This is a genomic window from Streptomyces sp. NPDC054872, from assembly GCF_053610705.1.
Window position 1 is genome coordinate 79,747 of sequence record NZ_JBSGYY010000024.1, and the last position, 22,785, is coordinate 102,531.

Sequence of the window (22,785 nt, forward strand, 5' to 3'; positions counted from 1 at the left end):
CGCGACACCTCCGCCACACCCGCCCCGACCTGCGAGGACGCCCCGCCCAGGGGTAACTGTCAGTGCCCGGGTGCAGACTGAGCCGTACCTGAGACAACGACGTCCCGGAGGTGGCTCACCATGGCCGAGATCATCCTGACCGTAGGCACCCGCAAAGGCCTCTTCATCGGCCGCAGGCGCGCCGGCGCGGACACCTGGCAGTTCGACGACAGCCCGTACTTCAACGCCCAGGCCATCTATTCGGTGGCCATCGACACCCGCGGCAGCGCCCCACGTCTCCTGGTGGGCGGCGACAGTTCCCATTTCGGTCCGTCCGTCTTCCACTCCGACGACCTCGGCAAGACCTGGACGGAGCCGTCCAAGGCAGCCGTCAAGTTCCCCAAGGACACCGAGGTCTCCCTGGAGCGGGTCTGGCAACTGCACCCGGCCGCCGCCGAACCGGACGTCGTGTACGCGGGCACGGAACCGGCCGCCCTCTACAAATCGCACGACCGGGGCGAGACCTTCGAGCTCGTGCGCCCGCTCTGGGAGCACCCCACACGCAGCCAGTGGGTGCCGGGAGGCGGCGGCGAAGGCCTGCACACCATCCTGACCGACCCCCGCGACCCGGACGCGGTGACGGTCGCCGTCTCCACCGCGGGGGTCTTCCGCACCCTGGACGGCGGCACGAGCTGGGCCCCGGCGAACAACGGCGTCTCCGCCGTCTTCCTGCCGGACCCGAACCCCGAGTTCGGCCAGTGCGTGCACAAAGTCGCGCGGGACTCGGCCGACCCGGACCGGCTGTATCTGCAGAACCACTGGGGCGTGTTCCGCAGCGACGACGCGGGCGGGCACTGGACGGACATCGGCGAGGGCCTGCCCTCCGACTTCGGGTTCGCGGCCGTCGCCCACCCGCACCGCGCGGACACGGTGTACGTCTTCCCGATCAACGCCGACATGGACCGCGTCCCCGCCGACCACCGCTGCCGCGTCTACCGCACGTCCGACGCGGGCAAGAGCTGGGAGCCGCTCAGCGAGGGCCTCCCGGCGGGCGACCACTACGGCACGGTGCTGCGCGACGCGATGTGCAGCGACGGCCAGGACCCGGCGGGCATCTACTTCGGCAATCGCAACGGCGAGGTGTACGCGTCGGCGGACGACGGGGACAGCTGGCGGGAGTTGGCGTCCCACCTGCCCGACGTACTGTGCGTCAGGGCGGCGGCCATCGGTTGATCGACGCCCCCATTACGGCAGTAGGGTGACGCCGTGGCACCACGACCCTTGCATGAAATCGTCGAGGCGGGCTGGGCGAAGGCCCTCGAACCCGTCGCCGGGAAGATCACCGAGATGGGAGACTTCCTGCGCGCGGAGATCGCCGCGGGACGCACCTACCTCCCGTCCGGGCCGAACGTGCTGCGCGCGTTCCAACAGCCCTTCGACGAGGTGCGGGTGCTGATCGTCGGCCAGGATCCCTATCCGACCCCCGGGCACGCGGTGGGTCTGTCGTTCTCGGTCGCGCCCGAGGTGCGCCCGCTGCCCGGCAGCCTCATCAACATCTACCGCGAGCTCGGCTCCGACCTGAACCTCCCGCAGCCGTCGAACGGCGACCTGACGCCCTGGACGCAGCAGGGCGTCCTGCTGCTCAACAAGGCGCTGACCACGGCCCCGGGGCGCCCCGCCGCGCACCGGGGCAAGGGCTGGGAGGAGGTCACCGAGCAGGCCATCAAGGCGCTCGCCGCCCGCGGCCGTCCCCTCGTCTCCATCCTGTGGGGGCGCGACGCGCGCAATCTGCGGCCGCTGCTCGGCCCGCTGCCGTCGGTCGAGTCGTCGCACCCCTCGCCGATGTCGGCGGACCGCGGCTTCTTCGGCTCGCGCCCCTTCAGCCGCGCCAACGACCTGCTTGTCCAGCAGGGCGGGCAGCCGGTGGACTGGCGGCTTTCGTGACGGACACCTCGTGTGTCCTCGGCGTGGACTCGGGCGGCTCCGGGATGCGGGTCGCCCTCGGCGGTCTCGACGGCACGGTCCCAGCGGCCCCGGTGAGCTCGAAGGAGCCGGTACGCACGGGCGCGCGCGGAATCGACGCCGAGCACTTCGCCGCGCAACTGGTTCCCATGGCCGGGGAGTTGCTGGCCAAGGCGGGCGCAGGGGGCATCACCGCCGTCGCCATCGGCGCGGCGGGCATGGCGAGCCTCGGTGACGACCTGCGAGCACGGCTGCCGGGGGCGCTCCACCAGGCCCTGGGGGTGCGGCGCCTGGCCCTCGCCGCGGACGGCGTCACCGCGTACGTGGGCGCGCTCGGCGACCGGCCCGGCGCGGTCGTCGCCGCCGGCACCGGAATGATCGCGATCGGCACGGACCTGGCCGCCTGGCACCGCGCCGACGGCTGGGGCCATCTGCTCGGCGACTGCGGCGGTGGCGCCTGGATCGGCCGGGCGGGCCTCGATGCGGCGATGCGGGCCTTCGACGGCAGGCGCCACGGCTCGAAGGCGCTGCTCGCCCGCGCCGAGGAGCTCTTCGGTCCGGCGCCGGGACTGCCCGGCCGGCTCTATCCCCGTACGGACCGGCCCGCGATGCTCGCCTCGTTCGCGCCCGAGGTGGCGCGCTGCGCCCCCGACGACCCCGTGGCCGACGCGATCCTGCGGGGCGCCGCCCGGCACATCGCCGAGGCGGCGGCCGCCGTCTGCCCGGCGCCCGACCCGGTGGGCCGGGGCGAGGTGCCAGAAGTCGCCCTGACCGGGGGCCTGTTCAAGACGGGAAGGGCACTGCTCGACCCGGTGCACGCGGAGTTGCGGGACCTGCTGCGGCATGTGCGGGTCGTCGCGGCCGCCGGTGACCCGCTGGACGGTGCGGTACGCATCGCCGCCGATCTGGCCGCGGACCGGCTGCGTCTGCCGCTCGACCCGCGCATGCTGACCGTGCACCTGCCGGCGGACGGGTGACGCACTCGTGGGAGGGCAGGTGACCACTCCGGAATTGACCACTCCGGAATATGACAGTCGAGCTTTACGTAACTCATAAGACAAAAGCGGACTTATACCGCCCACCTGTACCCTCCCCGAACAGCGAAGCCCTCCAAACCAGTAGCATGCGGCGCCATGAGCTCCTCCACTGGGCCCGCATCAGGCCTGCCCGTACGAATGCCGCGACCCCGCCAGCCCGGGCGGCACCGCCGCCCGGAGCCCGTGGCGGCTCCCGAGAACGCGCCCGCGCTCGTTCTCGCCGTACCGGGCGTACCCAGCAGCGCCACGCGCAGCCTCGCCGAGGAAGTCGTGAGCATCGCCCGCTCCGAGCTGCCCGGCCTCGACGCCCGCATCGGGTACCTCGACGGGACCGAGGACGCCACGGTCACCTCGTTCCCGGAGTTCCCCTCGCTGCATTCCGTGCTCGCGCACGCCGCCGCCGAACGCGCCGCGCGCTTCGAGCAGGCGCGCGCCGCGGGGGCGGACGTCGCCGAGCCCGACGGCCCCGTCGCCGTCGTGGTCCCCCTCCTCGCCGGCCCCGACAACGCGCTGATGCGGCGCGTGCGCCAGGCCGTGATGGACAGCCGCGCGCCCGCCGAACTGACCGACGTCCTCGGCCCGCACCCGCTACTGGCCGAGGGACTGCACGTGCGCCTGTCGGAGGCCGGCCTGGCCCGCGCCGACCGCGCCCGCCTCTTCACGGTGGCCACCGCGGCGGACGGCATCGTCCTCGCCACGGTCGGCGGCGAGGAGGCCGTGCAGGCCGCCGGGATCACCGGCATGCTGCTCGCGGCCCGCCTCGCGGTGCCGGTGATGGCCGCCGCGCTCGACCAGGAGGGCGCCATCGCGAACACCGCCGAGGAGCTGCGCGGCTCCGGCTCCACGCAGCTGGCGCTCGCCCCTTACCTGATCGGTCCCGAGATCGACGGCAGCCTGCTCGACGCCGCCGCCAAGGAGGCCGGCTGTTCGGTCGCCGAGTCGCTCGGCGCCTACCCGGCGATCGGCAAGCTGGCCCTCTCCAAGTACACGTCGGCGCTCGGGATCGCCCCGCAGCAGCCGTCGGGCGCGCCGGTCCACTGACCGCACCGCGCCGGCAGACCTGATGCCGTCACGCCGATGGGCCCGCCCCCTGATGCAGGGGGCGGGCCCATCGGCGTACACGGGCGCGGTGGCTCAGTTGAAGATCACGCAGGAGGCGGCCGGCGCCTCGATCGAGCCCGCGCGCCGCGGAATGCCCGTCTCCGGATCCACGGCGAACCAGGTCACGTCGCCGGAGCGCTCATTGGCCGCGTACAGGAACCGCCCCGACGGGTCGATGGCCAGGTCACGCGGCCAGTGGCCGCCGCACGGCACGGTGGCGGCGAGCCGCGGCCGTGTCCCCGCCTCGTCGAGCGCCAACACGGAGATGACGTCCTGGCCGCGGGTCGCGGTCCACAGGAAGCGGCCGTCGGGTGCGATGACGACCTCGGAGGGGTAGGCCTCGCCGTCGCCGTCCGTGGGGCCCGGCAGGACGGCCGCCTCGCCGAGCGGCTTGAGCGTCCCCTCGGCGGCGTCCCAGGCGCAGATCGTGAGGGTGGGGGCGAGCTCGTTCAGGACGTAGGCGCGGTCGCCGCGCGGGTGGAACACGAGATGCCGCGGCCCCGAGCCGGGCCGCAGCGCGATCTCGCGGCGCAGGGTCGGCTCACCCGCCGCGGAGAGCTCGCAGACGCGTACGGAATCGGTGCCGAGGTCGACGCTCACCACCCACCGGCCGCTCGGATCGGGCAGGACCTGATGGGCGTGCGGCCGCTGCTGACGCTGCGGGTGGGGTCCCGAGCCGGTGTGCGAGAGGACGCCGGAGGGGGCAGCCGCGAGGCTGCCGTCGGAGCGCACGGGCACGGCGGTGACGCTGCCCGAGCCGTAGTTGGCGGTCAGGACATGCCCGGCGTGCAGGGCCAGATGGGTGGGCGCGTCTCCGCCGACCGCCACCGGCGGCCCGGTCTGCGCGGGCTTGTCGCCGTCGAGGCGGTAGGCGACGACGGCCCCGTCGGTGGTCTCGCTGACGGCGTAGAGGGTGTCGCCCGCCGCCGACAGCGCGAGGTACGAGGGGTCGGCGACGGTCTCCGTGGCGCCGAGAACGGTCAGCGCACCGCTGTCCGGGTCGACGGCCGCGGTGAGGATCCCGGCCCCGCCCGCCGCGGTGAAGGACCCGATGTACGCCCGTTGACTGCCGCCGTGCCTGCCGACCACTGCGTTCCCCTCTCGACTGCGGACCGAGCACCGAGTTCGGGGGCGCTCGTGCGGCAGACGCTAGCAGTCGGTCTAGACCAAGGCGCCGCGGCTTTCACCGCGCGTCCTCGCGAGTGGGCGAAGCGCCCGTACCGCGACCGCTGACGGCAGGCCTGCGTGGGCTTCGGGCTCGTGGGGGGGGTCCGGCGGTCAGGCGCGGTCGCCGCAGTCAGGGGGAGGTCGCGGCGGCCGTGTGCCGCGCGGCGTCTCTGATGGCGGGCAGTGCGAGGGCGCCGGCCAGCTCGGCCAATTCCTCGTCGGTCGGGCGGATCGGCCCCTCGGCGCCGTCCTCCGCGAAGGCGCGGATGCGTGGGGTGCGGATCCCCGTCTTGTCCGCGATCGCCTGCGGCGTCAGATGACGGCGGCGCATGGTCTGTTGGAGTAGCTGAGACAGGTCGTCCATTGACCTCTCCTGCCCCGGCCGCGCGCTCTCATTCCGTACGCCTGCGCACGGCGTGCGCCGCGCGGCGGCGCGGGCAGCCGCTAGCGGGGCAGCACGGCCCGGATGGTCTTGCCGTTCGGCCCCCTGGTCACGGTGACCGTCCTGGCCATGTGCTGGACCATGGGCCAGCCGAATCCGCCGGTGCCGCCCGCCAGATCGGGCGCCCGCTCCTGCGGCGGTCGTGGATCCGCGTCGCCGACCGTCACGGCCACCCCGTCCGGCTCCGCCTGGAGGCGCAGGGAGCACGATGTCCCGCGCGCGTGCCGTATGGCGTTGGTGACGAGTTCGGACACGGTGAGCTCGATGCTCACGACGTCCTGGGGTTGCATGGCCGGGCGGAGCCCGTCCACGAAAGCGCGTGCGAAATCCCGGGCGTGGGCGACGGATTCCGGCCGCTTGTCGAAGACCGCTCCGTCCGACGGTCCGGTGTCCAGGTGCGGCGGACCTGTGTCCAGTCGCGTCCCGTGCGTCCTCATGAGCCCTCCTCGTACGGGGTTGGCCTCTGTCCGAATGTGGGATGGCTGCTGTCCGAGATGCACACTTGCCCGCGATACGGTGCCTGTAACGCTCCGGCAGACAACGGATCTTGTTTCAAAGTGACACGCATGAAGCGCCGACGTGCGGGTACGTGCGCTTCACCGGCCGGTCGGGGGACGACGGAGGGCCGGCGGACAGGGGAGGGAAAATCATGACAACGGCCACCGGTACATCCACGGGCACGGACATCGCGGAACTGCCGGAGATCGTCTCTCCCCAGAAGATCGGGCCCAAGGACGCGCGCGACCTCTCGAAGCTGTTCTTCACCCGGCTCGCCACGCTGGAAGAGGGCACGCACGAGTACCAGTACGCCCGCAACACCCTCGTCGAGATGAACATGTCCCTTGTCCGGTACGCCGCAGGAAGGTTTCGTCACCGCGGCGACGACATGGAGGACATCGTCCAGGTCGGCACGATCGGTCTGATCAAGGCCATCGACCGCTTCGAGCTCTCCCGCGAGGTCCAGTTCGCCACGTTCGCCGTGCCGTACATCGTCGGGGAGATCAAGCGGTTCTTCCGCGACACCTCCTGGGCCGTCCACGTTCCGCGCCGCCTGCAGGAGGCCCGCGTCGAACTCGCCAAGGCCACCGACGAGCTCAGCACCCGCCTCGGCCGCGCCCCCAAGGTCAGCGAACTGGCCGAGCTGATGGATCTCACCGAGGAAGAGGTCATCGAGGCCCGCACGGCGGCCAACGGCTACAACTCCACCTCCCTGGACGCGACCCTGCACCGCGACCGCGACGACAACGAGGCGCCCCTCGCCGACTTCATCGGCGCGGAGGACCCCGCCATGGAGCTCGTGGAGGACTTCCACGCGCTGTCCCCGCTGCTCGCCCGGCTCAGCGAGCGCGACCGGCAGATCCTGCGCCTGCGGTTCGTGGACGAACTCACCCAGTCGCAGATCGGCGAACAGCTCGGCGTCTCCCAGATGCACGTCTCTCGACTGCTCTCCCGCACCCTGTCCCGCCTGCGCGAGGGCATGCTCACCACGCAGTGACGCCCTCGTGGCAAGAGGGCGGGATGAAGACGGGATGCGGGCCGCCGGCGGGCGCTAGCATCAGTGCTCCGCTGATGTTTGACGCAGTGCACCGCTGATGTCCGATCGAGAAGGCGACTCCCCCACGATGGCCGACGACGCATACCTCTTCCTCCTCCCCGAGCGGCACCCCCGGCTGGGCACCGCGCTCGCCGCAGTCGGCGCACTGGAGTGCACGGAGACCCCCGCCGTACACGGCTGGCTCCAGGCCCACGACGCGCCGGCCTCGTCCGAGCTGGTCCGGATCCTGCCCGCCGAATCGGAGGCGTTGATCCCCGAGGACGCCGAGCGCCTGCTCGTGCCGTTGAGCGAGGAGGAGGCGCTGCGGGTCCAGCAGGAGTGCGCGCCCCAGTCCGTCACGGACATGGAGGGCGAACTCCTGGAGTACCGGGAGACGACACAGGACTGGGAGGCCCTGGTGCACCGGGCGCTGGCCGCGGGCATCCCCGCGTCCCGCATCGCCCGGCTCACCGGCCTCGACCCGCAGGACGTCGGCCGCCTGACCGTGTGACCGACCGTTGGCCCGTGTGACCGTGGGCCCGGCGGACGGTGTCGTCAGGGGGCGTCGGTGGTCCGCTTCGTGAAGCGGTGCCACCAATGCCTGCGGCGAGGGTGCACCGCACGGCCGAGCCTGCGGCCGATCAGCAGGTAACCGAGCACGGCTCCCGTGGTGTTGAGCAGCACGTCGTCGACGTCGAAGGCCCGCCCGGTGACCAGGAAGCCCTGGGCGACCTCGACGAGGAGCATCACCAGTGCCGTGACGGCTATGACACGTATGAGCCCCCGGGCGCGCGGCACGAGCACCGGCAGCAGCATGCCGAACGGCAGGCCGAGCACGATGTTGCCGCCGAGCTGCTTGACGGTGTCACGGAACGCGGGCTGTCCCAGGTAGTCGCGGATCGAGTCGCCGGGGCGCAGATTGCTGTGCGTCAAGGACTCGGAGGCGACCGAGGGTTCCAGCGTCAGCCTGGCAAGGAGCACGGCGAAGACCACCGTTCCCCCGAAGGCCAGCAGCATGGCCATCGCCCGCGCCCAGCCGGAGAGCGGGGGCGCCGTACCTGGGGCGCTCCGGCCGCCTGCTTCCTTCGTGGCCTTGCCCTGCGGAACTGTCCGTGCCATCACGAGCCTCCATCCAGGGGGGTCTTCTGTCTGCGTCTTCCCTCGCGCGTGCGGTGGATCCGCTTCCGGTTGGCTTTCCGCACGCGGATCACACCGGGTCCGTACGGCCGAACAGTCCGGCGTGGCCCGGCGGAAGCTGCGTGATGATGCGGCGCAGCAAGGCGTCGTCGGCGACCTCCGCGACGGTGGCGAGCACCGCATTGACGGCACGGCGTGCCTGCCGCGCGTCGGCGTCGACGCGTGCGCCCACCGCCGCGACGAAGGCCGCGGGCGTCAGGGGTTCGCCGGCCGGCGAACCCTCGGTGAGCAGCGATCCGCACTGCCGGGGCAGCAGACGCGCGAGGTCGGTGCGGTCGTCCCCCACCAGATGCTCGCCCAGGACCTCCAGGACGCCCTGCACGGCTCCGGCGGCCTGCTGCCGATCCGCGTAACCTCCGCGTTCCCGGACGCGGTCAAGCAGCGCTTCCACGGGCTCGTTCATGGCCGCTCCTCTTCTCGGGCACGTCGTCGTGGTGGGCGCGGTACGGCTGCAGGACGTTGTCGGCCACGTCGAGCAGCGAGAGGCCGTCACGCGCGCTCACCTTCTGCAGCCACGCCAACCCCTCGGCGACGACGCACTCCTGACGGGCGGCCACGTAGTCCGCCGCCTGGTGGATGCGTTCCCAGCGCGCCGCTCGCGTGCTGGTGGTCCACACCGGGCGCCGGCAGCCGGTGCTCGCGCCGTGCACGGGACGCCAGCGCAGCAGCGCCTCCAGCGCCAGGGCGGCGGCGCGCTGCGCGTGGGTGATGTGGTCGGCAGTCACATCGGTGCGCTCGGTGTAGTAGAGGCACAGCACGCCGACCGGTGTGTGCCGGGCGTGCAGCGGGAGCGCGAGCACCCGCCTGGTGCCCGGCAGTTCCTCGGACAGGGGCGGTCCGGTGCGGCACGGGTAGTCGCGCAGGTCCGGCACGAACACGGGCTGCATCTCCAGCGCGGCGCTGAGCGAGGGACCGTCGGCGCGGGTGAACTGCGCGGCCTCGGCCTGCAGGGCCGGTTCGTCGGTGGCGTGCAGGAGTTGCCAGTGTTCGAGCCGGGGCAGCCAGGACAGGGCCGCGCGCTGGGCGCCCAGCGACTGGGTGAACGCGGTGCAGAGCCGGTTGGGCAGCGCGCGTCGCCCGACGGCTGCCGCGACCGACACGTCATGCACGATCGACGGTGATTCCTCCGTCATGGTCAGCATCCCTCTCCGTCGCGCGCCTCGGGGTCCGGCAGCACCCCCGGGACGGAGGCGCACGGCTGGGCCCGGCGCCCCAGGGAGCGGAGGTTCGTCTACCACGCGATGAACCGACTCATGTCTCGCCGGCCGTAGTCGGCGAGCGAAAGCGTCGATCGGCATAGTCGCTCCGGCGTCCGGAACGGAGGGAAATCTGCCTCTTCAGGCGCCTATCAGGGGCGTACGGGTCGAACTGCGCAGCGGCACGGCCAGTTCGACGAGCGCCTTCTCCAGGCCGTGCAGATGGGCCAGTACGGGCTCCACGGTGGAGGGGTGCGGCAGGGCGGCGGTGTCGGCGGCCGGCCCACGGGTGGTCTCCGGCGCGGTGAGCGCCTCCACCGCGGCCTCCACACGCCAGCAGGCGGCGGCGAGCCGGTCGTCGTGCGAGGCCTCGGGGTCGGCGGCGATCGAGGCCAGCCCGCGCACCTCGCGGGCGCAGGCGTCGAGCAGCGCGAGCACCTGCCGGGCGCGCTCCTTGCGGGCCCGCAGCGGACTGAGCGGGTGCACCAGCGGAGCGAGCGAGAACCGCACCTTCCCGAGGAGCTGCTCGAGCTCGGCGACGAGCGGCGCGGGGTCGGCGCTCCCGGAGCCGGCGAGCCGGGCCGCGGCCTCCGCCGTGCAGGCGTGCACGCACCGCAGGGCGCGCTCGATCCAGGCGTTGGTCGTGGCGTGCGTGGTCACGGGCAGGACCAGGAGCACGGCGAGGACGGCACCGAGCGCCCCCACGCCGGTCTCCGCCACCCGCAGGGCGAGCAGCCCCGGGTTCAGCACTCCGAGGAGCCCGTAGAGCACCCCGGCCATCACGGTGACCGCGAGCATCATCCAGGTGTAGGAGACCGCCGCGGTGTAGAAGATCCCGAAGACGCTGACGGCGACGATGATCGCCGAGGGCACCGGCGCGCCGTGCAGCGGTACCGCGAGGACGAAGCCCGCGCCGATGCCGATGACCGTGCCGAGGACCCGCCGGAAGCCGCGCACCAGCGTCTCCCCGCTCGACGCGGTGTTCACGAACACCCACCAGGTGGCGCCCACGGCCCAGTACCACCGCTCGTGCGAGAGCACCTGACCGGCCGCGAGCGCGAAGGCGCCGCCGAGTGTCGCCTGGATCGCCTGCCGGGTGGTCGTCCTGGCCAGTCCGGTGCCGCCCGGCGGCGGAGGCGCGACAGGGGGCGGCAGCCGGCGCTCGTAGCACCACGCCCCGAAGCGCACGGCCGAGGAGGCGCACAGGGACAGCACGATGGCCGCGAACAGCTCGGGCAGTTGTCCGGGCCCCGTGTGCAGGAACTGCGTCGCGAAGAACATCATGAACGCGAACACCCCGAGCGAGTGTCCGCGCGGTCCCCACCGCCGCGCGTACACGCCCGCGCCCATCACGGCCAGGAAGGCGATGTCGCGCGCCACGGGCACGTCGTGCAGCCCGGCCGCGAGCGCCAGTACGGGAAACCCGACCACCGGCAGCAGAAGGGTGGTGACGACCTGCCGCTTCACCGTCGCGTCGCTCACGGTGAACAGGGCGAGCAGCGCCGCGAGCCCACCGGTGATCGCCGCAACCAGCGAGTGCCCGGCCAGACCGCACACGGTCACCGCCAGCGCGATGCCGATGACGGCCCGCACCGCGAACCGCAACCGCATCCGCCCCGGATCCGGCGCCACGAACACCCTCTTCAGCACGGCTGCCCCGCCCCTTCCGCGTCCGGCTCGATCTGCCCACATGCAAAAGGCGCCGCGGGGATCCGCAGCGCCATCGACAGAAGCATTTCACCACCCGGAGCCCGACTGGCTCAACCGGCACCGATTTAACTGTGCCAATGGACCACCCCATGGCCCGCACGCCGTACCACGGGAGGGCCAACGGATCATTCCGGGCGGTCGTGACGCTCACGGCGTAAGTCCTGCGGGCCGGGGTACTCGCCGAGGGCCCCGTCGTAGGCTGACGGATCTCGAGTCCTAGGAGTCGGCATGCCTGGAGTCATCAACCGCATCAAGCAGTTCGTCCGGAGCCCGCAAGGGCAGCGCACGGTCCGGCAGGCCCGTCGGGCCTCGGCCGATCCCAGGAAGCGGGCCCAGGCCAGGCGGGTGCTCGGCAAGTTCCGAGGGCGTCACTGAGCCTCGGTCACGAGCGGCGTCGTCCGCGCCGCGTACCCGGTCAGGGGCGGGGCCAGGGCTCCGCAGGTGGCCATTGGGGGCGCTGGTCGGCCGGGAGGGTCTGCAGGGCCTGGCCGACCGTTTGGTGGGCGGGGAGCAGTTCCGTGCTGCCGGTCAGCGTCAGCATCTCCGACAGCCGCCGCCCCGTACCCGCGAGCAGCAGTTTGCCCTCGCGGCGGGCGAGCAGCCAGCGCACGGCGAGCAGGCAGTTGAGCCCGCGCGAGTCGCAGAACATCAGCGCCGTCACGTCCAGGACCAGATGCCGGTGCCCGGCCTCGACGGAAGCGCCGAGGGTACGCAGAAAGTACTCCTCGCAGGATTGGTCGAGCTCGCCACTGACCCGCAGCACCGCGGAGTCGGAGCAACTCGCGAGCTCGGTGATGGTCAGGCGATGGGTCTCAGTGGACATCGCACCCCCATGGGCCATCGTACCGAGATCAGCCCAGTGGCCTCTCCCGAAACAGCTCCACGCGGTGCGTCCCCCGACTCTCCCTGCCTCCTGGCCTGCGCTGTCTACCTCTTGTTGTCGATGAGCTTGGCCCGCAGCCGCCCGAGGGTCCGGCTGAGGATGCGCGAGACGTGCATCTGGGAGATTCCCAGCTCCGCACCGATCTCACTCTGCGTCATGTCGGCGGCGAAGCGCATCGCGAGGATCTTGCGTTCGCGGGCCGACAGCGCGGCGATGAGCGGCTTCAGGGAGTGCAGGTCCTCGACCTTGTCCAGTGCCGGGTCGCTGTAGCCGACGTGATCGGCCAGCGTGTCGTCCGAGCCGACGCCGTCGGCCGGGAAGTCCAGAGAGGCCGTGGTGTAGCCGTTGGCCGCGGTGAGACCTTCGCTGATCTCGGCCTCGTCCAGGTCCAGGTGCTCGGCGAGTTCGGCCGTGGTCGGGGTGTGGCCGTTGGCCTGTTCGAGGTCGGTGGTGGCCTTCACCAGATCGAGGCGGAGCTCCTGCAGCCGCCGCGGGACGCGGACGGCCCAGGTGGTGTCGCGGAAGAAGCGTTTGATCTCGCCCATGATCGTCGGCAGCGCGAAGGTGGTGAACTCCACGCCGCGCTGGAGGTCGAAGCGGTTGATCGCCTTGATCAGACCGATCGTGCCGACCTGCACGACGTCCTCGTACGACTCGTCGCGCGGGCGCATCCGATGCGCCGCGTACTGCACGAGGTTGAGGTTCAGCTCCACCAGGGAGTTGCGTACGTAGCTGTGCTCGGGTGTCCCTTCCTCCACTTCGTCCAGGCGGGCGAAGAGCGCCTTGGAGAGGGCCCGGAGGTCTGCCGTGCGCCGACTGCCGCTGCTCGGCCCGGTGAACGGCGGGGGGTACTCGATGTCCGTCGGCCCGACGGCGGCGAGGTCGGGGCCGGCGGTATGTCGTTCGGCGTACGACATCGTGGAGGCTGCGCTGCTGGTCGTCGGGGACACCGTCGTCACTCCCGGTCCAGATGGCGCCCTCCGGGCGAGAGCGCACTGTGCACGGGCTCTTACCCACCATCTCCCGTTACATTCCCGTGACTTGACTCTCCGTATAGGAAGCGCGTTCGGGGGAACTCGGCTCAACCGTGGGATGACACGGGAGGTGGACTGCTGTGATCTGGTGGATGTGGCCGGCCGTGGTGCTTGTCGCACTGCTCCTGCTGGCAGGTGCGGTCCTCGGGGTTCAGGCGAAACGCCGTGGCGGCGGCGCGATCGTGGTCCGGCGGGGGCGCCGCGCCGGACGCGGGGGGATGCGATGATCACCCTGATGCTCGTCGCCGAGCTCACCAAGCGGCCCGTGGTCACGCTCGGCGGGGAGGCGGTGGCCCAGGTCAAGGACACCGTCTTCGACGCGTCGGGCGGAGAGATCACCGGTTTCACGCTGGCCGGCCGCGGGCTGCTGTCCGGGCCGCTCAAACAGAGCCTGCCCTGGTCCGGCGTCCACGCCCTCGGGCCGGACGCGGTGATGATCCCTTCCGCCGATGTCCTGCAGGCCAGGGACGCGGTGGTGGACAAGGACGAGGCCGGCGTCGGCCAGGTGCGGGGCGCCCGCGTACTGAGCGATGCGGGGCTGGAGTTGGGCACCGTGCTGGACGCGGTCGTGGAGAGCGGCACCAGCGGCCGGGTGGCCGGCTTCGAGGTCGCGACCACCGAGGCGATGGGCCGCCACGAGCGCAAGGCGTTCCTGCCCGCGCACGGGCAACTGGCCATGACCGGGGACACGTTGGTGATCCCGGCCGGGCTCGCCGGGCAGGCGGTGGACGACCTCGACGCGCTGGCCGCGGCGTGGGAGCGGACCCGGTCCGCGGGTGGGCCGGGGTTCCGGAAGGGTGACGAGCGATGATGCTGCTCAGCCAGGTCCTGGGGCATCCGGTCATCAGCGCCGATGACGCGCGGCCCGCCGGCGAGGTGGCCGGGCTCGGCATCGATCCGCGGACCCGCCGGATCACGGAGCTGTACCTGCGGGACGCGAGGAGCGGTGGCGACAGTGTTCCCTGGGCGCAGGTGCGCGGCATGGGACCGGACGCCGTGATCATCGACACCGCCGCCGCCGCGACCGAGGCGGTACACGGCGGTTCGCACTCCCGCGCGCACAAGAGGCTGCTTGGCAAGCGGGTTCTCACCGAGTACGGCGAGGACATCGGCACGCTGAGCGAAGTCACGTTCGACCCGGACACCGGCAGCGTCGGCGATCTCTACATCGGCCGCGAACAGGTCCCCGGCAGCCGCCTCGTGGGCCTGGGCTCCTACGCACTGGTCCTCGGCGCGGAGATCCCGCCCGTGCCCACGAGCTGATCCACCCCTCGACGGGCCGGCCACCCCATTGGGTGAGAATGCGCCCCCGGCCGTCGGGCAGCAGAAGCGTCATGCGACCCATCAGTCTGATCGAACACACCATGGAGCGTTGGACGGCCACCCTGTGGACCCTGCTGCTTCCGCCGAAACAGAAGCGCGGGGAAGTGGTCGCCATACTGCGCCGCCAGTGCGACGACAGCGCGTTGATCCTCGGGCGCGAGCGCGTTCTCGTGCCCAACTCGTTCGTCATCGACCTGCCGCCGGAGAGCCACCGGCAGCTCACCACCACCGGCACGGAGCTGAACCGCTATCTGGCCGCTCAGGTGCACCGCCACGCCGCCGAGCAGGGCTACACGTTCGCCGGGCCCGTGGCCGTCAGCCTGCGCTCGGCCGGTGGTGACGCGGTCGGCAGGTTCCAGATCCACGGCCACATCGCCCCGCAGAAGACGGGGTGACCCGCGGGCCCGGCGCCCCCAGCAGAAACGCTGCGTTTCGAGCGAAGCAATATGTGTGTCGGCCGTGAGAGAAATCAGCGGCAGGCGCTCTGAGTATTTCTTGCGCGACACTCGGGACGTATTTTTTCAGCACGCGACGCCCGCCGCACCGTGCTACTGTCGATCTCAGTTGCAGTTGTGGTTCCCAAAAAACTTCAAGTGCCCTCACCGCCTTTTCGGCCGGTGGGAGCACTTTTGTATTTCCGGTCATTTCCGGCGGGGCAATCATCGCGGCGACGCGGAGTCAGCACAGTGCGGCTCCGGGCACTGCCCCGAAGGAGATAGACATGGCTAACGGCACCGTGAAGTGGTTCAACTCGGAAAAGGGCTTCGGCTTCATCGAGCAGGACGGCGGCGGCCCCGACGTCTTCGCCCACTACTCGAACATCGCCGCCCAGGGTTTCCGTGAGCTCCAGGAAGGCCAGAAGGTGAGCTTCGACATCGCCCAGGGCCAGAAGGGCCCGACGGCCGAGAACATCGTTCCCGCCTGACGCTCACGCGTACTTCGCAGCTGGGGCCCGCACCTTGGGGTGCGGGCCCCAGCTCGTGCATTTTCAGCTCCATCCAGGGGTCACGCATTTCCTGCGCGCATATCTTTTCGTTGATATCGCGTTTGCCGTGCCCTGTCCGGAACGTCCGACGTTCCCGCGCATCCGCCCGCAGAACATTGAGCCGGCCGGATTCGCCTCACGCATTTCATCCGGCCCGTTCTCGCGATTCTCCGCGCTGCGTTCTCGCTGCGGAATTCCTTGGTACGTGCCGCATCGAGGAAGGTTCCGCATGAACCGCACACGCTCGAACGACCGCCCTTACCGTGCCCGTTCCGGCTCCGGCTCCGGTTTCGGATCCGCACCGCGCTCCGGCTCCGGCTCGCGTTCCGGCTCCGGCGCACCTCGCCGTTCCGGTGGCTACGGCCGCCGTCCCGCGGCACCCCAGGGCGAGTTCGCCCTGCCGGTCACCGTCACCCCCGCTCTCCCGGCCGTCGAGGCGTTCGCGGATCTCGCGATGCCGGCGCCGCTGCTCGCCGCGCTCACCCGCGAGGGCATGAGCGTGCCGTTCCCGATCCAGGGGGCGACGCTGCCCAATTCCCTCGCCGGCCGTGACGTACTCGGCCGTGGCCGCACCGGTTCGGGCAAGACCCTCGCCTTCGGACTCGCGCTGCTCGCCCGTACGGAAGGCCGGCGCGCCGAGCCGCGTCAGCCGCTCGCCCTGGTCCTGGTGCCCACCCGCGAACTGGCCCAGCAGGTCACCGACGCGCTCACGCCGTACGCCCGTGCCCTGCGGCTGAAGCTCGCCACGGTGGTCGGCGGCATGTCGATCGGCAGGCAGGCCGGTGCCCTCCGCTCCGGCGCCGAGGTCGTCGTCGCCACGCCCGGCCGCCTGAAGGACCTCATCGACCGCGGCGACTGCCGGCTCGACCAGGTCGGCATCACCGTCCTGGACGAGGCCGACCAGATGGCCGACATGGGCTTCATGCCCCAGGTCACCGCGCTGCTCGACCAGGTGCGCCCCGAGGGCCAGCGGATGCTGTTCTCGGCCACGCTCGACCGCAACGTCGACCTGCTGGTCCGCCGCTACCTCAACGACCCGGTGGTCCACTCCGTCGACCCCTCGCAGGGCGCGGTCACCACGATGGAGCACCACGTGCTGCACGTGCACGGCGCGGACAAGAACCAGGCCACCACCGAGATCGCGGCCCGCGACGGCCGGGTGATCATGTTCCTGGACACCAAGCACGGCGTCGACCGTCTGACCGAGCACCTGCTGAACAGCGGCGTGCGCGCCGCGGCCCTGCACGGCGGGAAGTCCCAGCCGCAGCGCACGCGGACCCTGACCCAGTTCAAGACCGGTCATGTGACGGTGCTCGTGGCGACCAACGTCGCCGCGCGCGGGATCCACGTCGACAACCTCGACCTGGTCGTGAACGTCGACCCGCCCACCGACCACAAGGACTACCTCCACCGCGGCGGGCGTACGGCCCGCGCAGGTGAGTCCGGCAGTGTGGTCACCCTCGTGACACCGGGCCAGCGGCGCGACATGAGCCGGCTGATGGCCGCCGCAGGCATCACCCCGCAGACCACGCAAGTGCGCTCCGGCGAGGAGGAGTTGAGCCGCATCACCGGCGCACAGGCTCCTTCGGGCGTTCCGGTCACCATCGCGAGGCCGGTCACCGAGCGCCCCCGGCGCGGCAGTTCCGCCTCCACCCGTGGCCGCCGCAGCCGCAGCGCCCAGGACCGCCGCACCGACCGCGCCCCGCGCCGCCCCGCGCAGGGACCGTCCAGCTCGGCGGCCTAGAACTCGCAGGACCAGCAGGCTCACCCACCTTTGCAGGAGGCACCTTTGACACCGGTTCAGGCACCGTCCAGCGGACCGCAGGTCCGTGACGACATGACCGTCGAGCTCGCCCTGTCGTTGATGGCCGGCGCGGATGCCGGTCATCTGTTCCTGTGCGACGAGGACGACCAGCGCACACGCCTGATCACGCGTGCCCGGCTCATCGAGGTCCGTGAAGGCCCCGCCTACACGGACCAGGTCCGCCTACGGGACGTTCTCGCCCTCACGCGTTGAGCGTCCCACCCCTGTCAGCCGCCCCATCTCCGTACCTGTGAGGCACCATGCGCTGTGTCATCGCCCGTTTCCCGTTCGACCTCACCAAGAGTGGGGTGCTCGACGCGATGAAGGGGGTCAAGCCCGAGCCCGTCACGGGTGACTCCGTCATCGTCGGCCGCCGCCACTACCCCATCAAGCAGGTGGGTGCGGTGATCACCCGGCAGGACCGGCGTGACTTCAGCGCCGCGGAGGTCACCCGCGCCATGCGCCTGCTCGGCTTCACCTGCCGCACCCCTTCCGAGGACGCCGCCCCGCGCGACCTCACCCCGCTCCAGACGGCGTCGGCCCTGCTCGGCGCCCCCACTCCCGTGTAGCGGGAGAAGCACGACACGAACACCAGATCCGCGAAGAGGGCCCTGCCGGCGTATCGGCAGGGCCCTCTTCGCGTTGCCCCTCACCTGCGCCCGTGGGGCACACCACAAAATCTATGTTCGCCATGGTAGACATTGCGCGGTCGCATGATTAAGGTTTCTCTTGTAGCTGGAAACCCAGAGGGAGAACGGAGGGAGCAGACGCCATCAGGATCGCCCGGCCCGAGATCGATTCGGCCCGGGTTACCGCAAGACCCCGGAACGGAAGGTGGTCCTCGGTCACGCATCTGCGATCCCCGCATTTCCGCCCTCTCGCAGGGCCGGACAGCGGAAACAAGAGGTCGGCGCAGCAGTAGAGCCGACGGATGGTGTTGAATTTCCTTCGGGGCCCTGGTGCCGTACGGCACCAGGGCCCCTCGACGCGTTCGCATAACGAGGTGACATGACAGCAGATACCCCGCTCAGTGGTCGTCTGGACGACGACGACTACCCCGCCTACACCATGGGGCGGGCCGCCGAGATGCTCGGCACCACTCCCGGCTTCCTGCGGGCCATCGGTGAGGCCCGCCTGATCACTCCGCTCCGCTCGGAAGGCGGGCACCGGCGGTACTCCCGCTACCAACTGCGGATCGCCGCGCGCGCCCGCGAACTGGTGGACCAGGGGACCCCGGTCGAGGCGGCCTGCCGCATCGTCATCCTCGAGGACCAGCTCGAGGAGGCACAGCGCATCAACGCCGAGTACCGCCGCGCCTCGACGAAGGCGAGCGAAAGCCCGAGCTGAGCCCCGCCCCTCCAAGGAGGGGCCACTCCCCCGGCAGGCCCGGTTCACGCAACCGGAGGCCACACCCCCGGGGCGAGAACCCCGAGCGCGTACGCCCGCGCCACCAGTTCCGTACGGTTCGCCGCGCCCCAGCGCTCGGTCAGGCGGCGCAAGTGGTAGGTGACGCCGTCAGCGGTGAGGCCCGTCCCGCGGGCCGCCTGAGCCGTGGTGGCGCCACCGGCCAGCAGGGCCAGGATGCGGGCCTCGGCCGCGGTCGCGGTCCGGGCGGGCGGTGCCGGCGCGGGGGCGTGTTCCTCACCGAGGACGCGCAGCAGGACCAGGAGCCCGGGGACCGCGTCGGCCGTGTCGCTCACCGGCTCCGCCGTCAGCTCGCCATGGCGACGCACTCCGTCGGCCGCGTCCCAGCGCACCGCGACGGGATAGCGCGAGCGGCGGCCCAGCCGCACGGCTTCGGCAATCCTCAGGACCTGCGTCTTCTCCTCGGGGCGGAAGAGCTCCAGTACGTTGCGGCCGCGCAGGGAGCCGGAGGTCTCGCCCCATTCCGCCGTCATCGCCGGATTGGCGAGGATGATCGCCCCGTTCGCGTCGCACACCGCGATCGGCATCGGGATGCGGTCGAAGAGGGTCATGGCGCGGTTGCGCCACAGCACGGAGTCCGTGGAGTCCACAGGGCGACTCCTTCCAGCCAGGGCGGTCAAAGGCGGGGCAGTCAGAGGCGGGGCAGTCAAGAGCAGGGCGTCGTTCCCCCCTACACAATCATGTAGTGGCACGGCGCTGACCCGCGGGGACCGGCGATCAAGCTGGTCAGGAGTGACTTCCGTACGGCGAAAGGCAGTTGTCACGCCATGCCCCCCACCACCACCGCACCGCTCCCCCAGGACGCCGGCTCCGGCCTCGACGGCGTGCCACTGATCGACATCTCCGCCACGGGGCCAGGATCCGCCCCGCTCCAGCAGGTCATGGAGCTGGTCCGCCGCCACGGGCCCGTGCTGCGACGGCGGCTGCACGGCCGCGACGCGCTGTTCGTGAGCGATCTCGATCTCGTGACCGAGCTCGCCGACGAGACCCGGTTCGCCAAGCATGTCGGGCCCGCCCTGGAGAACGTGCGCGAGTTCACCGCCGACGGACTGTTCACCGCCTACAACGACGAGCCCAACTGGGCCCGCGCGCACGACATCCTGATGCCCGCGTTCGCCATGGGTTCGATGCGTACGTACCACCCGATGATGCTGCGCGTCGCCCGGCGGCTCGTCGAGTCGTGGGACCGGGGCGCGCGCGACGGGCGTCCCGTGGACGTGCCGGGCGACATGACCCGGATGACCCTGGACACGATCGGGCTCGCCGGGTTCGGCTACGACTTCGGTTCCTTCGAGCGGGCCGAGCCGCATCCCTTCGTCGATGCCATGGTGCGCTGCCTGGAGTGGAGCATGACGCGGCTGAGCCGTACGCCGGGCAGCGACCACACGGCGGCGGACGCGGCCTTCCGGGCGGACGCCGGCTATTTGGCGCAGGTGGTCGACGAGGTCATCTCCGCGCGGCAGGGCGGCGCACCCGGCGCGGGCCCCGCCGAGGACCTGCTCGGCCTCATGCTCAGCGCCGCGCACCCGGTCGACGGCACGAAGCTCGACACCGCCAACATCCGCAACCAGGTCATCACCTTCCTGATCGCGGGGCACGAGACGACGTCCGGCGCGATGTCGTTCGCGCTGTACTACCTGGCCAAGCACCCCGCCGTGCTCGACCTCGTGCGGCGCGAGGTCGATGCCCTGTGGGGCGACACCCCCGATCCGGAGCCGACCTTCGACGACGTCGGGCGGCTCACGTACACCCGTCAGGTCCTCAACGAGGCGCTGCGGCTGTGGCCCACGGCCGCCGCGTTCGGCCGCCACGCCCGCGAGGACACGCTACTCGGCGGCCGCGTCCCGCTGCGCAAGGGGCAGGGCGTCACCGTCCTGACGCCGATGCTGCACCGGCAGCCCGTGTGGGGCGACAACCCGGAGCTCTTCGACCCGGCGCGCTTCACCGCCGAGGCGGAGGCCGCGCGCTCCCCGCACGCGTTCAAGCCGTTCGGCACAGGTGAACGTGCGTGCATCGGGCGGCAGTTCGCGCTGCACGAGGCAACGATGCTGCTCGGGATGCTGGTGCACCGCTACCGGCTGCACGATCACGCCGACTACCGGCTCACCGTCAAGGAGACGCTCACCCTCAAGCCCGACGGCTTCACGCTCACGCTGACGCCGCGCACCGCCGCCGACCGCGTGCACGGCACGCTGCCGGGCGTGACTGCCGCCCCCGTCGTGGCGGATCCCGACGCCGCCGTGCTGCCCGCGCGCGTCCTGCCCGGCACCCGCGCGCTCTTCCTGCACGGCAGCAACTACGGGACGTGCCGGGACTTCGCGGCCCAACTCGCGGACGAGGCGGCGTCGGTGGGCTGCGAGACAGAGGTGGCGCCGCTGGACGAGTACGCCGGAGCCCTTCCCTCCGGCCGCCCCGTCATCGTCACCGCCGCCTCCTACAACGGCCGGCCCACCGACGACGCCACGGCGTTCGCCTCCTGGCTGGACGGTGCCCCGCAGGCCGCCGCCGAGAGCGTCACCTACGCGGTCCTCGGCGTGGGCGACCGCAACTGGGCCGCCACGTACCAGCACGTCCCGACGTGCATCGACGAACGGCTCGCGGAGCTGGGCGGGACCCGGCTCCTCGAGCGCACGGCGGCCGATGCCTCGGGCGATCTCGGCAGCGCCGTACGTGAGTTCACCGCGCGGCTGCGCGGGGCCCTCCTGGAGCGGTACGGCGACCCCGCCGCGCTGGAGGCCACGGACGCCTCGGTCTCCTCGGACGCGTACGAGGTCCGCGAGCTGACCGGCGGCCCGCTGGACGCGCTCGCCGCGCGGCACGGTCTCGTCCCGATGACGGTCGGCGAGGCCCACGACCTCACCGCGCCCGGACACCCTCGCACCAAGCGCTTCGTACGGCTCGCGCTGCCGGAGGGCACGACGTATCGCACCGGCGACCACGTCACCGTGCTGCCCGTCAACGCATCGGCGCTCGTCGAGCGGGCCGCCGCCGCCCTCGGAGTGGACCTGGACGCCGTCCTCGACATCCGTGCGAGCCGCCCGCGCCGCGACGGTCTCGCCGTGGACCGCCCGCTGACGGTAGGTCAACTCCTGTCTCATCACGTTGAGTTGCAAGGGCGGCCCACCGCAGATCAGCTCTCCGTTCTCGCCGCCGCCAACCCCTGCCCGCCGGAGCGGGCCGCACTCGCGAATCTCGCCTCCGATGCCGGGGCCCGCGCGGATGACGGACGCACGCTGCTCGAACTGATCGAGGCCTGCCCTGCCCTGCGCGGGGCCCTTGAGTGGCCGCGGCTGCTCGATGTGCTCACGCCGCTGCGGCCCCGCCACTACTCGGTGTCCTCGTCACCGGCCACGCAGCCCGGCCACGTCGACCTGATGGTGTCCCTGCTTGAGGCACCGGCACGCTCGGGCAGCGGGCGGCTGTACCGCGGGACGGGCTCCGGTCACCTCAACGGGGTGCGGCCGGGCGACACCGTCCTGGCCAGGATCCAGCCCTGTCGCGAGGCCTTCCGCATCGACCACGCGGACACCGCGCCCGTCATCATGGTCGCCGCGGGCACCGGCCTCGCCCCGTTCCGCGGGGCCATCGCGGACCGTGCGGCCCTGGTCGCCGCCGGTTCCCAACTGCCGCCCGCTCTCTGCTACTTCGGCTGCGACCACCCGGACGCCGACTTCCTGCACGCGGCGGAACTGCGGGCCGCGGAGTCCGCCGGAGCGGTGTCGCTGCGCCCCGCCTTCAGCGCCTCCCCTGTCGACGGGGTGGCGTTCGTACAGCACCGCATGGCGGCGGAGGGCGAGGAGGTGTGGGCCCTGCTGACCGCCGGAGCGCGGGTGTACGTGTGCGGCGACGGCTCCCGCATGGCCCCGGGCGTACGGGACGCGCTGCGCGCGCTCCACCGGAACCGCACGCCAGGGGCCACGCCCGCGGATTCCGCCCGCTGGCTGGACGGGCTGACCGCGGAGGGGCGTTACGTGGAGGACGTGTACGCCGCGGGATAGGGAAAGCG

Annotated in this window: 26 protein-coding genes; 16 read left to right on the forward strand and 10 right to left on the reverse strand. The window is 71.8% G+C overall.

The genetic code is table 11. The annotated features are described in order from the left end of the window. Positions 1–120: 120 nt before the first annotated feature. The 4 genes from ACWGIH_RS26910 to ACWGIH_RS26925 all read left to right on the forward strand — a co-directional run bounded on the left by ACWGIH_RS26910 (position 121) and on the right by ACWGIH_RS26925 (position 4,019). The gene (locus ACWGIH_RS26910; protein WP_453449600.1) at positions 121–1,212 is read left to right on the forward strand and encodes a WD40/YVTN/BNR-like repeat-containing protein; all 1,092 of its coding nucleotides are present in this window, start codon (positions 121–123) and stop codon (positions 1,210–1,212) included. A gap of 33 nt (positions 1,213–1,245) precedes the next feature. Next, positions 1,246–1,923, forward strand: coding sequence for a uracil-DNA glycosylase (locus tag ACWGIH_RS26915; RefSeq protein WP_453449599.1), 678 nt, complete (start codon positions 1,246–1,248; stop codon positions 1,921–1,923). Continuing rightward, entirely contained in the window at positions 1,920–2,918 is a 999-nt protein-coding gene (locus tag ACWGIH_RS26920) for an N-acetylglucosamine kinase (protein ID WP_453449598.1), read from the forward strand. The genes ACWGIH_RS26915 and ACWGIH_RS26920 overlap by 4 nt, the downstream gene beginning before the upstream one ends. 156 nt (positions 2,919–3,074) lie before the next feature. After that, complete coding sequence (locus ACWGIH_RS26925; RefSeq protein WP_453449597.1) at positions 3,075–4,019, forward strand: sirohydrochlorin chelatase; 945 nt, start codon at positions 3,075–3,077, stop codon at positions 4,017–4,019. Between the two features lie 93 nt (positions 4,020–4,112). Here the strand turns inward: ACWGIH_RS26925 and ACWGIH_RS26930 are convergent, their stop codons facing one another. The 3 genes from ACWGIH_RS26930 to ACWGIH_RS26940 all read right to left on the reverse strand — a co-directional run bounded on the left by ACWGIH_RS26930 (position 4,113) and on the right by ACWGIH_RS26940 (position 6,125). Continuing rightward, positions 4,113–5,168, reverse strand: coding sequence for a lactonase family protein (locus tag ACWGIH_RS26930; protein WP_453451108.1), 1,056 nt, complete (start codon positions 5,166–5,168; stop codon positions 4,113–4,115). A 208-nt stretch (positions 5,169–5,376) separates the two neighbouring features. Then, entirely contained in the window at positions 5,377–5,610 is a 234-nt protein-coding gene (locus tag ACWGIH_RS26935) for an XRE family transcriptional regulator (protein WP_453451107.1), read from the reverse strand. 80 nt (positions 5,611–5,690) lie between these two features. After that, a complete protein-coding gene (locus ACWGIH_RS26940) occupies positions 5,691–6,125 on the reverse strand; it encodes an ATP-binding protein (RefSeq protein ID WP_453451106.1) in 435 nt (144 codons plus the stop codon). A gap of 212 nt (positions 6,126–6,337) precedes the next feature. Between ACWGIH_RS26940 and ACWGIH_RS26945 the strand changes: the two genes are divergently transcribed. Then, on the forward strand, positions 6,338–7,183 hold the full coding sequence (locus ACWGIH_RS26945; RefSeq protein ID WP_453451105.1) for an RNA polymerase sigma factor SigF: 846 nt from the start codon (positions 6,338–6,340) through the stop codon (positions 7,181–7,183). A 127-nt stretch (positions 7,184–7,310) separates the two neighbouring features. Further along, a complete protein-coding gene (locus tag ACWGIH_RS26950) occupies positions 7,311–7,733 on the forward strand; it encodes a DUF6003 family protein (RefSeq protein WP_453451104.1) in 423 nt (140 codons plus the stop codon). Between the two features lie 44 nt (positions 7,734–7,777). Here ACWGIH_RS26950 and ACWGIH_RS26955 read toward each other — a convergent pair whose 3' ends face one another. The 4 genes from ACWGIH_RS26955 to ACWGIH_RS26970 all read right to left on the reverse strand — a co-directional run bounded on the left by ACWGIH_RS26955 (position 7,778) and on the right by ACWGIH_RS26970 (position 11,265). Beyond that, positions 7,778–8,341, reverse strand: coding sequence for a VanZ family protein (locus ACWGIH_RS26955; RefSeq protein ID WP_453451103.1), 564 nt, complete (start codon positions 8,339–8,341; stop codon positions 7,778–7,780). Between the two features lie 88 nt (positions 8,342–8,429). Then, complete coding sequence (locus tag ACWGIH_RS26960) at positions 8,430–8,822, reverse strand: DUF2267 domain-containing protein (protein ID WP_453451102.1); 393 nt, start codon at positions 8,820–8,822, stop codon at positions 8,430–8,432. Next, a complete protein-coding gene (locus ACWGIH_RS26965; protein WP_453451101.1) occupies positions 8,794–9,552 on the reverse strand; it encodes a GAF domain-containing protein in 759 nt (252 codons plus the stop codon). Before ACWGIH_RS26965 ends, ACWGIH_RS26960 begins: the two co-directional genes overlap by 29 nt. Positions 9,553–9,756: 204 nt before the next feature. Further along, on the reverse strand, positions 9,757–11,265 hold the full coding sequence (locus ACWGIH_RS26970; RefSeq protein WP_453451100.1) for an FUSC family protein: 1,509 nt from the start codon (positions 11,263–11,265) through the stop codon (positions 9,757–9,759). Between the two features lie 288 nt (positions 11,266–11,553). On the opposite strand from ACWGIH_RS26970, the gene ACWGIH_RS26975 reads away from it, so the two are divergent. Beyond that, positions 11,554–11,700: a hypothetical protein gene (locus ACWGIH_RS26975; protein ID WP_453451099.1), complete on the forward strand. Its 147-nt coding sequence runs from the start codon at positions 11,554–11,556 to the stop codon at positions 11,698–11,700. 40 nt (positions 11,701–11,740) lie between these two features. Here the strand turns inward: ACWGIH_RS26975 and ACWGIH_RS26980 are convergent, their stop codons facing one another. Both ACWGIH_RS26980 and ACWGIH_RS26985 read right to left on the reverse strand, forming a co-directional pair. Further along, complete coding sequence (locus ACWGIH_RS26980; protein WP_453451098.1) at positions 11,741–12,148, reverse strand: STAS domain-containing protein; 408 nt, start codon at positions 12,146–12,148, stop codon at positions 11,741–11,743. 104 nt (positions 12,149–12,252) lie between these two features. Then, the gene (locus ACWGIH_RS26985) at positions 12,253–13,125 is read right to left on the reverse strand and encodes an RNA polymerase sigma factor SigF (RefSeq protein ID WP_453451110.1); all 873 of its coding nucleotides are present in this window, start codon (positions 13,123–13,125) and stop codon (positions 12,253–12,255) included. A gap of 340 nt (positions 13,126–13,465) precedes the next feature. Between ACWGIH_RS26985 and ACWGIH_RS26990 the strand changes: the two genes are divergently transcribed. From ACWGIH_RS26990 to ACWGIH_RS27025, 8 genes are all read left to right on the forward strand, one after another. Next, positions 13,466–14,053, forward strand: a complete 588-nt coding sequence (locus ACWGIH_RS26990) for a PRC-barrel domain-containing protein (protein WP_453451097.1) — start codon at positions 13,466–13,468, stop codon at positions 14,051–14,053. Then, a complete protein-coding gene (locus tag ACWGIH_RS26995) occupies positions 14,050–14,505 on the forward strand; it encodes a PRC-barrel domain-containing protein (protein WP_453451096.1) in 456 nt (151 codons plus the stop codon). The genes ACWGIH_RS26990 and ACWGIH_RS26995 overlap by 4 nt, the downstream gene beginning before the upstream one ends. Positions 14,506–14,576: 71 nt before the next feature. Further along, on the forward strand, positions 14,577–14,960 hold the full coding sequence (locus ACWGIH_RS27000) for an FhaA domain-containing protein (protein ID WP_453451095.1): 384 nt from the start codon (positions 14,577–14,579) through the stop codon (positions 14,958–14,960). A gap of 326 nt (positions 14,961–15,286) precedes the next feature. After that, entirely contained in the window at positions 15,287–15,490 is a 204-nt protein-coding gene (locus ACWGIH_RS27005; protein ID WP_363206525.1) for a cold-shock protein, read from the forward strand. A gap of 289 nt (positions 15,491–15,779) precedes the next feature. Beyond that, positions 15,780–17,294: a DEAD/DEAH box helicase gene (locus ACWGIH_RS27010; protein WP_453451094.1), complete on the forward strand. Its 1,515-nt coding sequence runs from the start codon at positions 15,780–15,782 to the stop codon at positions 17,292–17,294. 45 nt (positions 17,295–17,339) lie between these two features. After that, on the forward strand, positions 17,340–17,567 hold the full coding sequence (locus ACWGIH_RS27015; protein WP_453451093.1) for a CBS domain-containing protein: 228 nt from the start codon (positions 17,340–17,342) through the stop codon (positions 17,565–17,567). 47 nt (positions 17,568–17,614) lie between these two features. Continuing rightward, positions 17,615–17,923, forward strand: coding sequence for an SCO5918 family protein (locus ACWGIH_RS27020; protein ID WP_453451092.1), 309 nt, complete (start codon positions 17,615–17,617; stop codon positions 17,921–17,923). A gap of 439 nt (positions 17,924–18,362) precedes the next feature. Further along, positions 18,363–18,701: a MerR family transcriptional regulator gene (locus ACWGIH_RS27025; protein WP_453451091.1), complete on the forward strand. Its 339-nt coding sequence runs from the start codon at positions 18,363–18,365 to the stop codon at positions 18,699–18,701. A 44-nt stretch (positions 18,702–18,745) separates the two neighbouring features. Here the strand turns inward: ACWGIH_RS27025 and ACWGIH_RS27030 are convergent, their stop codons facing one another. Next, positions 18,746–19,330 carry a PAS domain-containing protein gene (locus ACWGIH_RS27030; protein WP_453451109.1) on the reverse strand — a complete coding sequence of 195 codons (585 nt, stop codon included), beginning with the start codon at positions 19,328–19,330 and terminating at the stop codon, positions 18,746–18,748. Positions 19,331–19,546: 216 nt separating this feature from the next. Between ACWGIH_RS27030 and ACWGIH_RS27035 the strand changes: the two genes are divergently transcribed. Then, the gene (locus ACWGIH_RS27035; protein ID WP_453451090.1) at positions 19,547–22,777 is read left to right on the forward strand and encodes a bifunctional cytochrome P450/NADPH--P450 reductase; all 3,231 of its coding nucleotides are present in this window, start codon (positions 19,547–19,549) and stop codon (positions 22,775–22,777) included. Positions 22,778–22,785 lie beyond the last annotated feature (8 nt).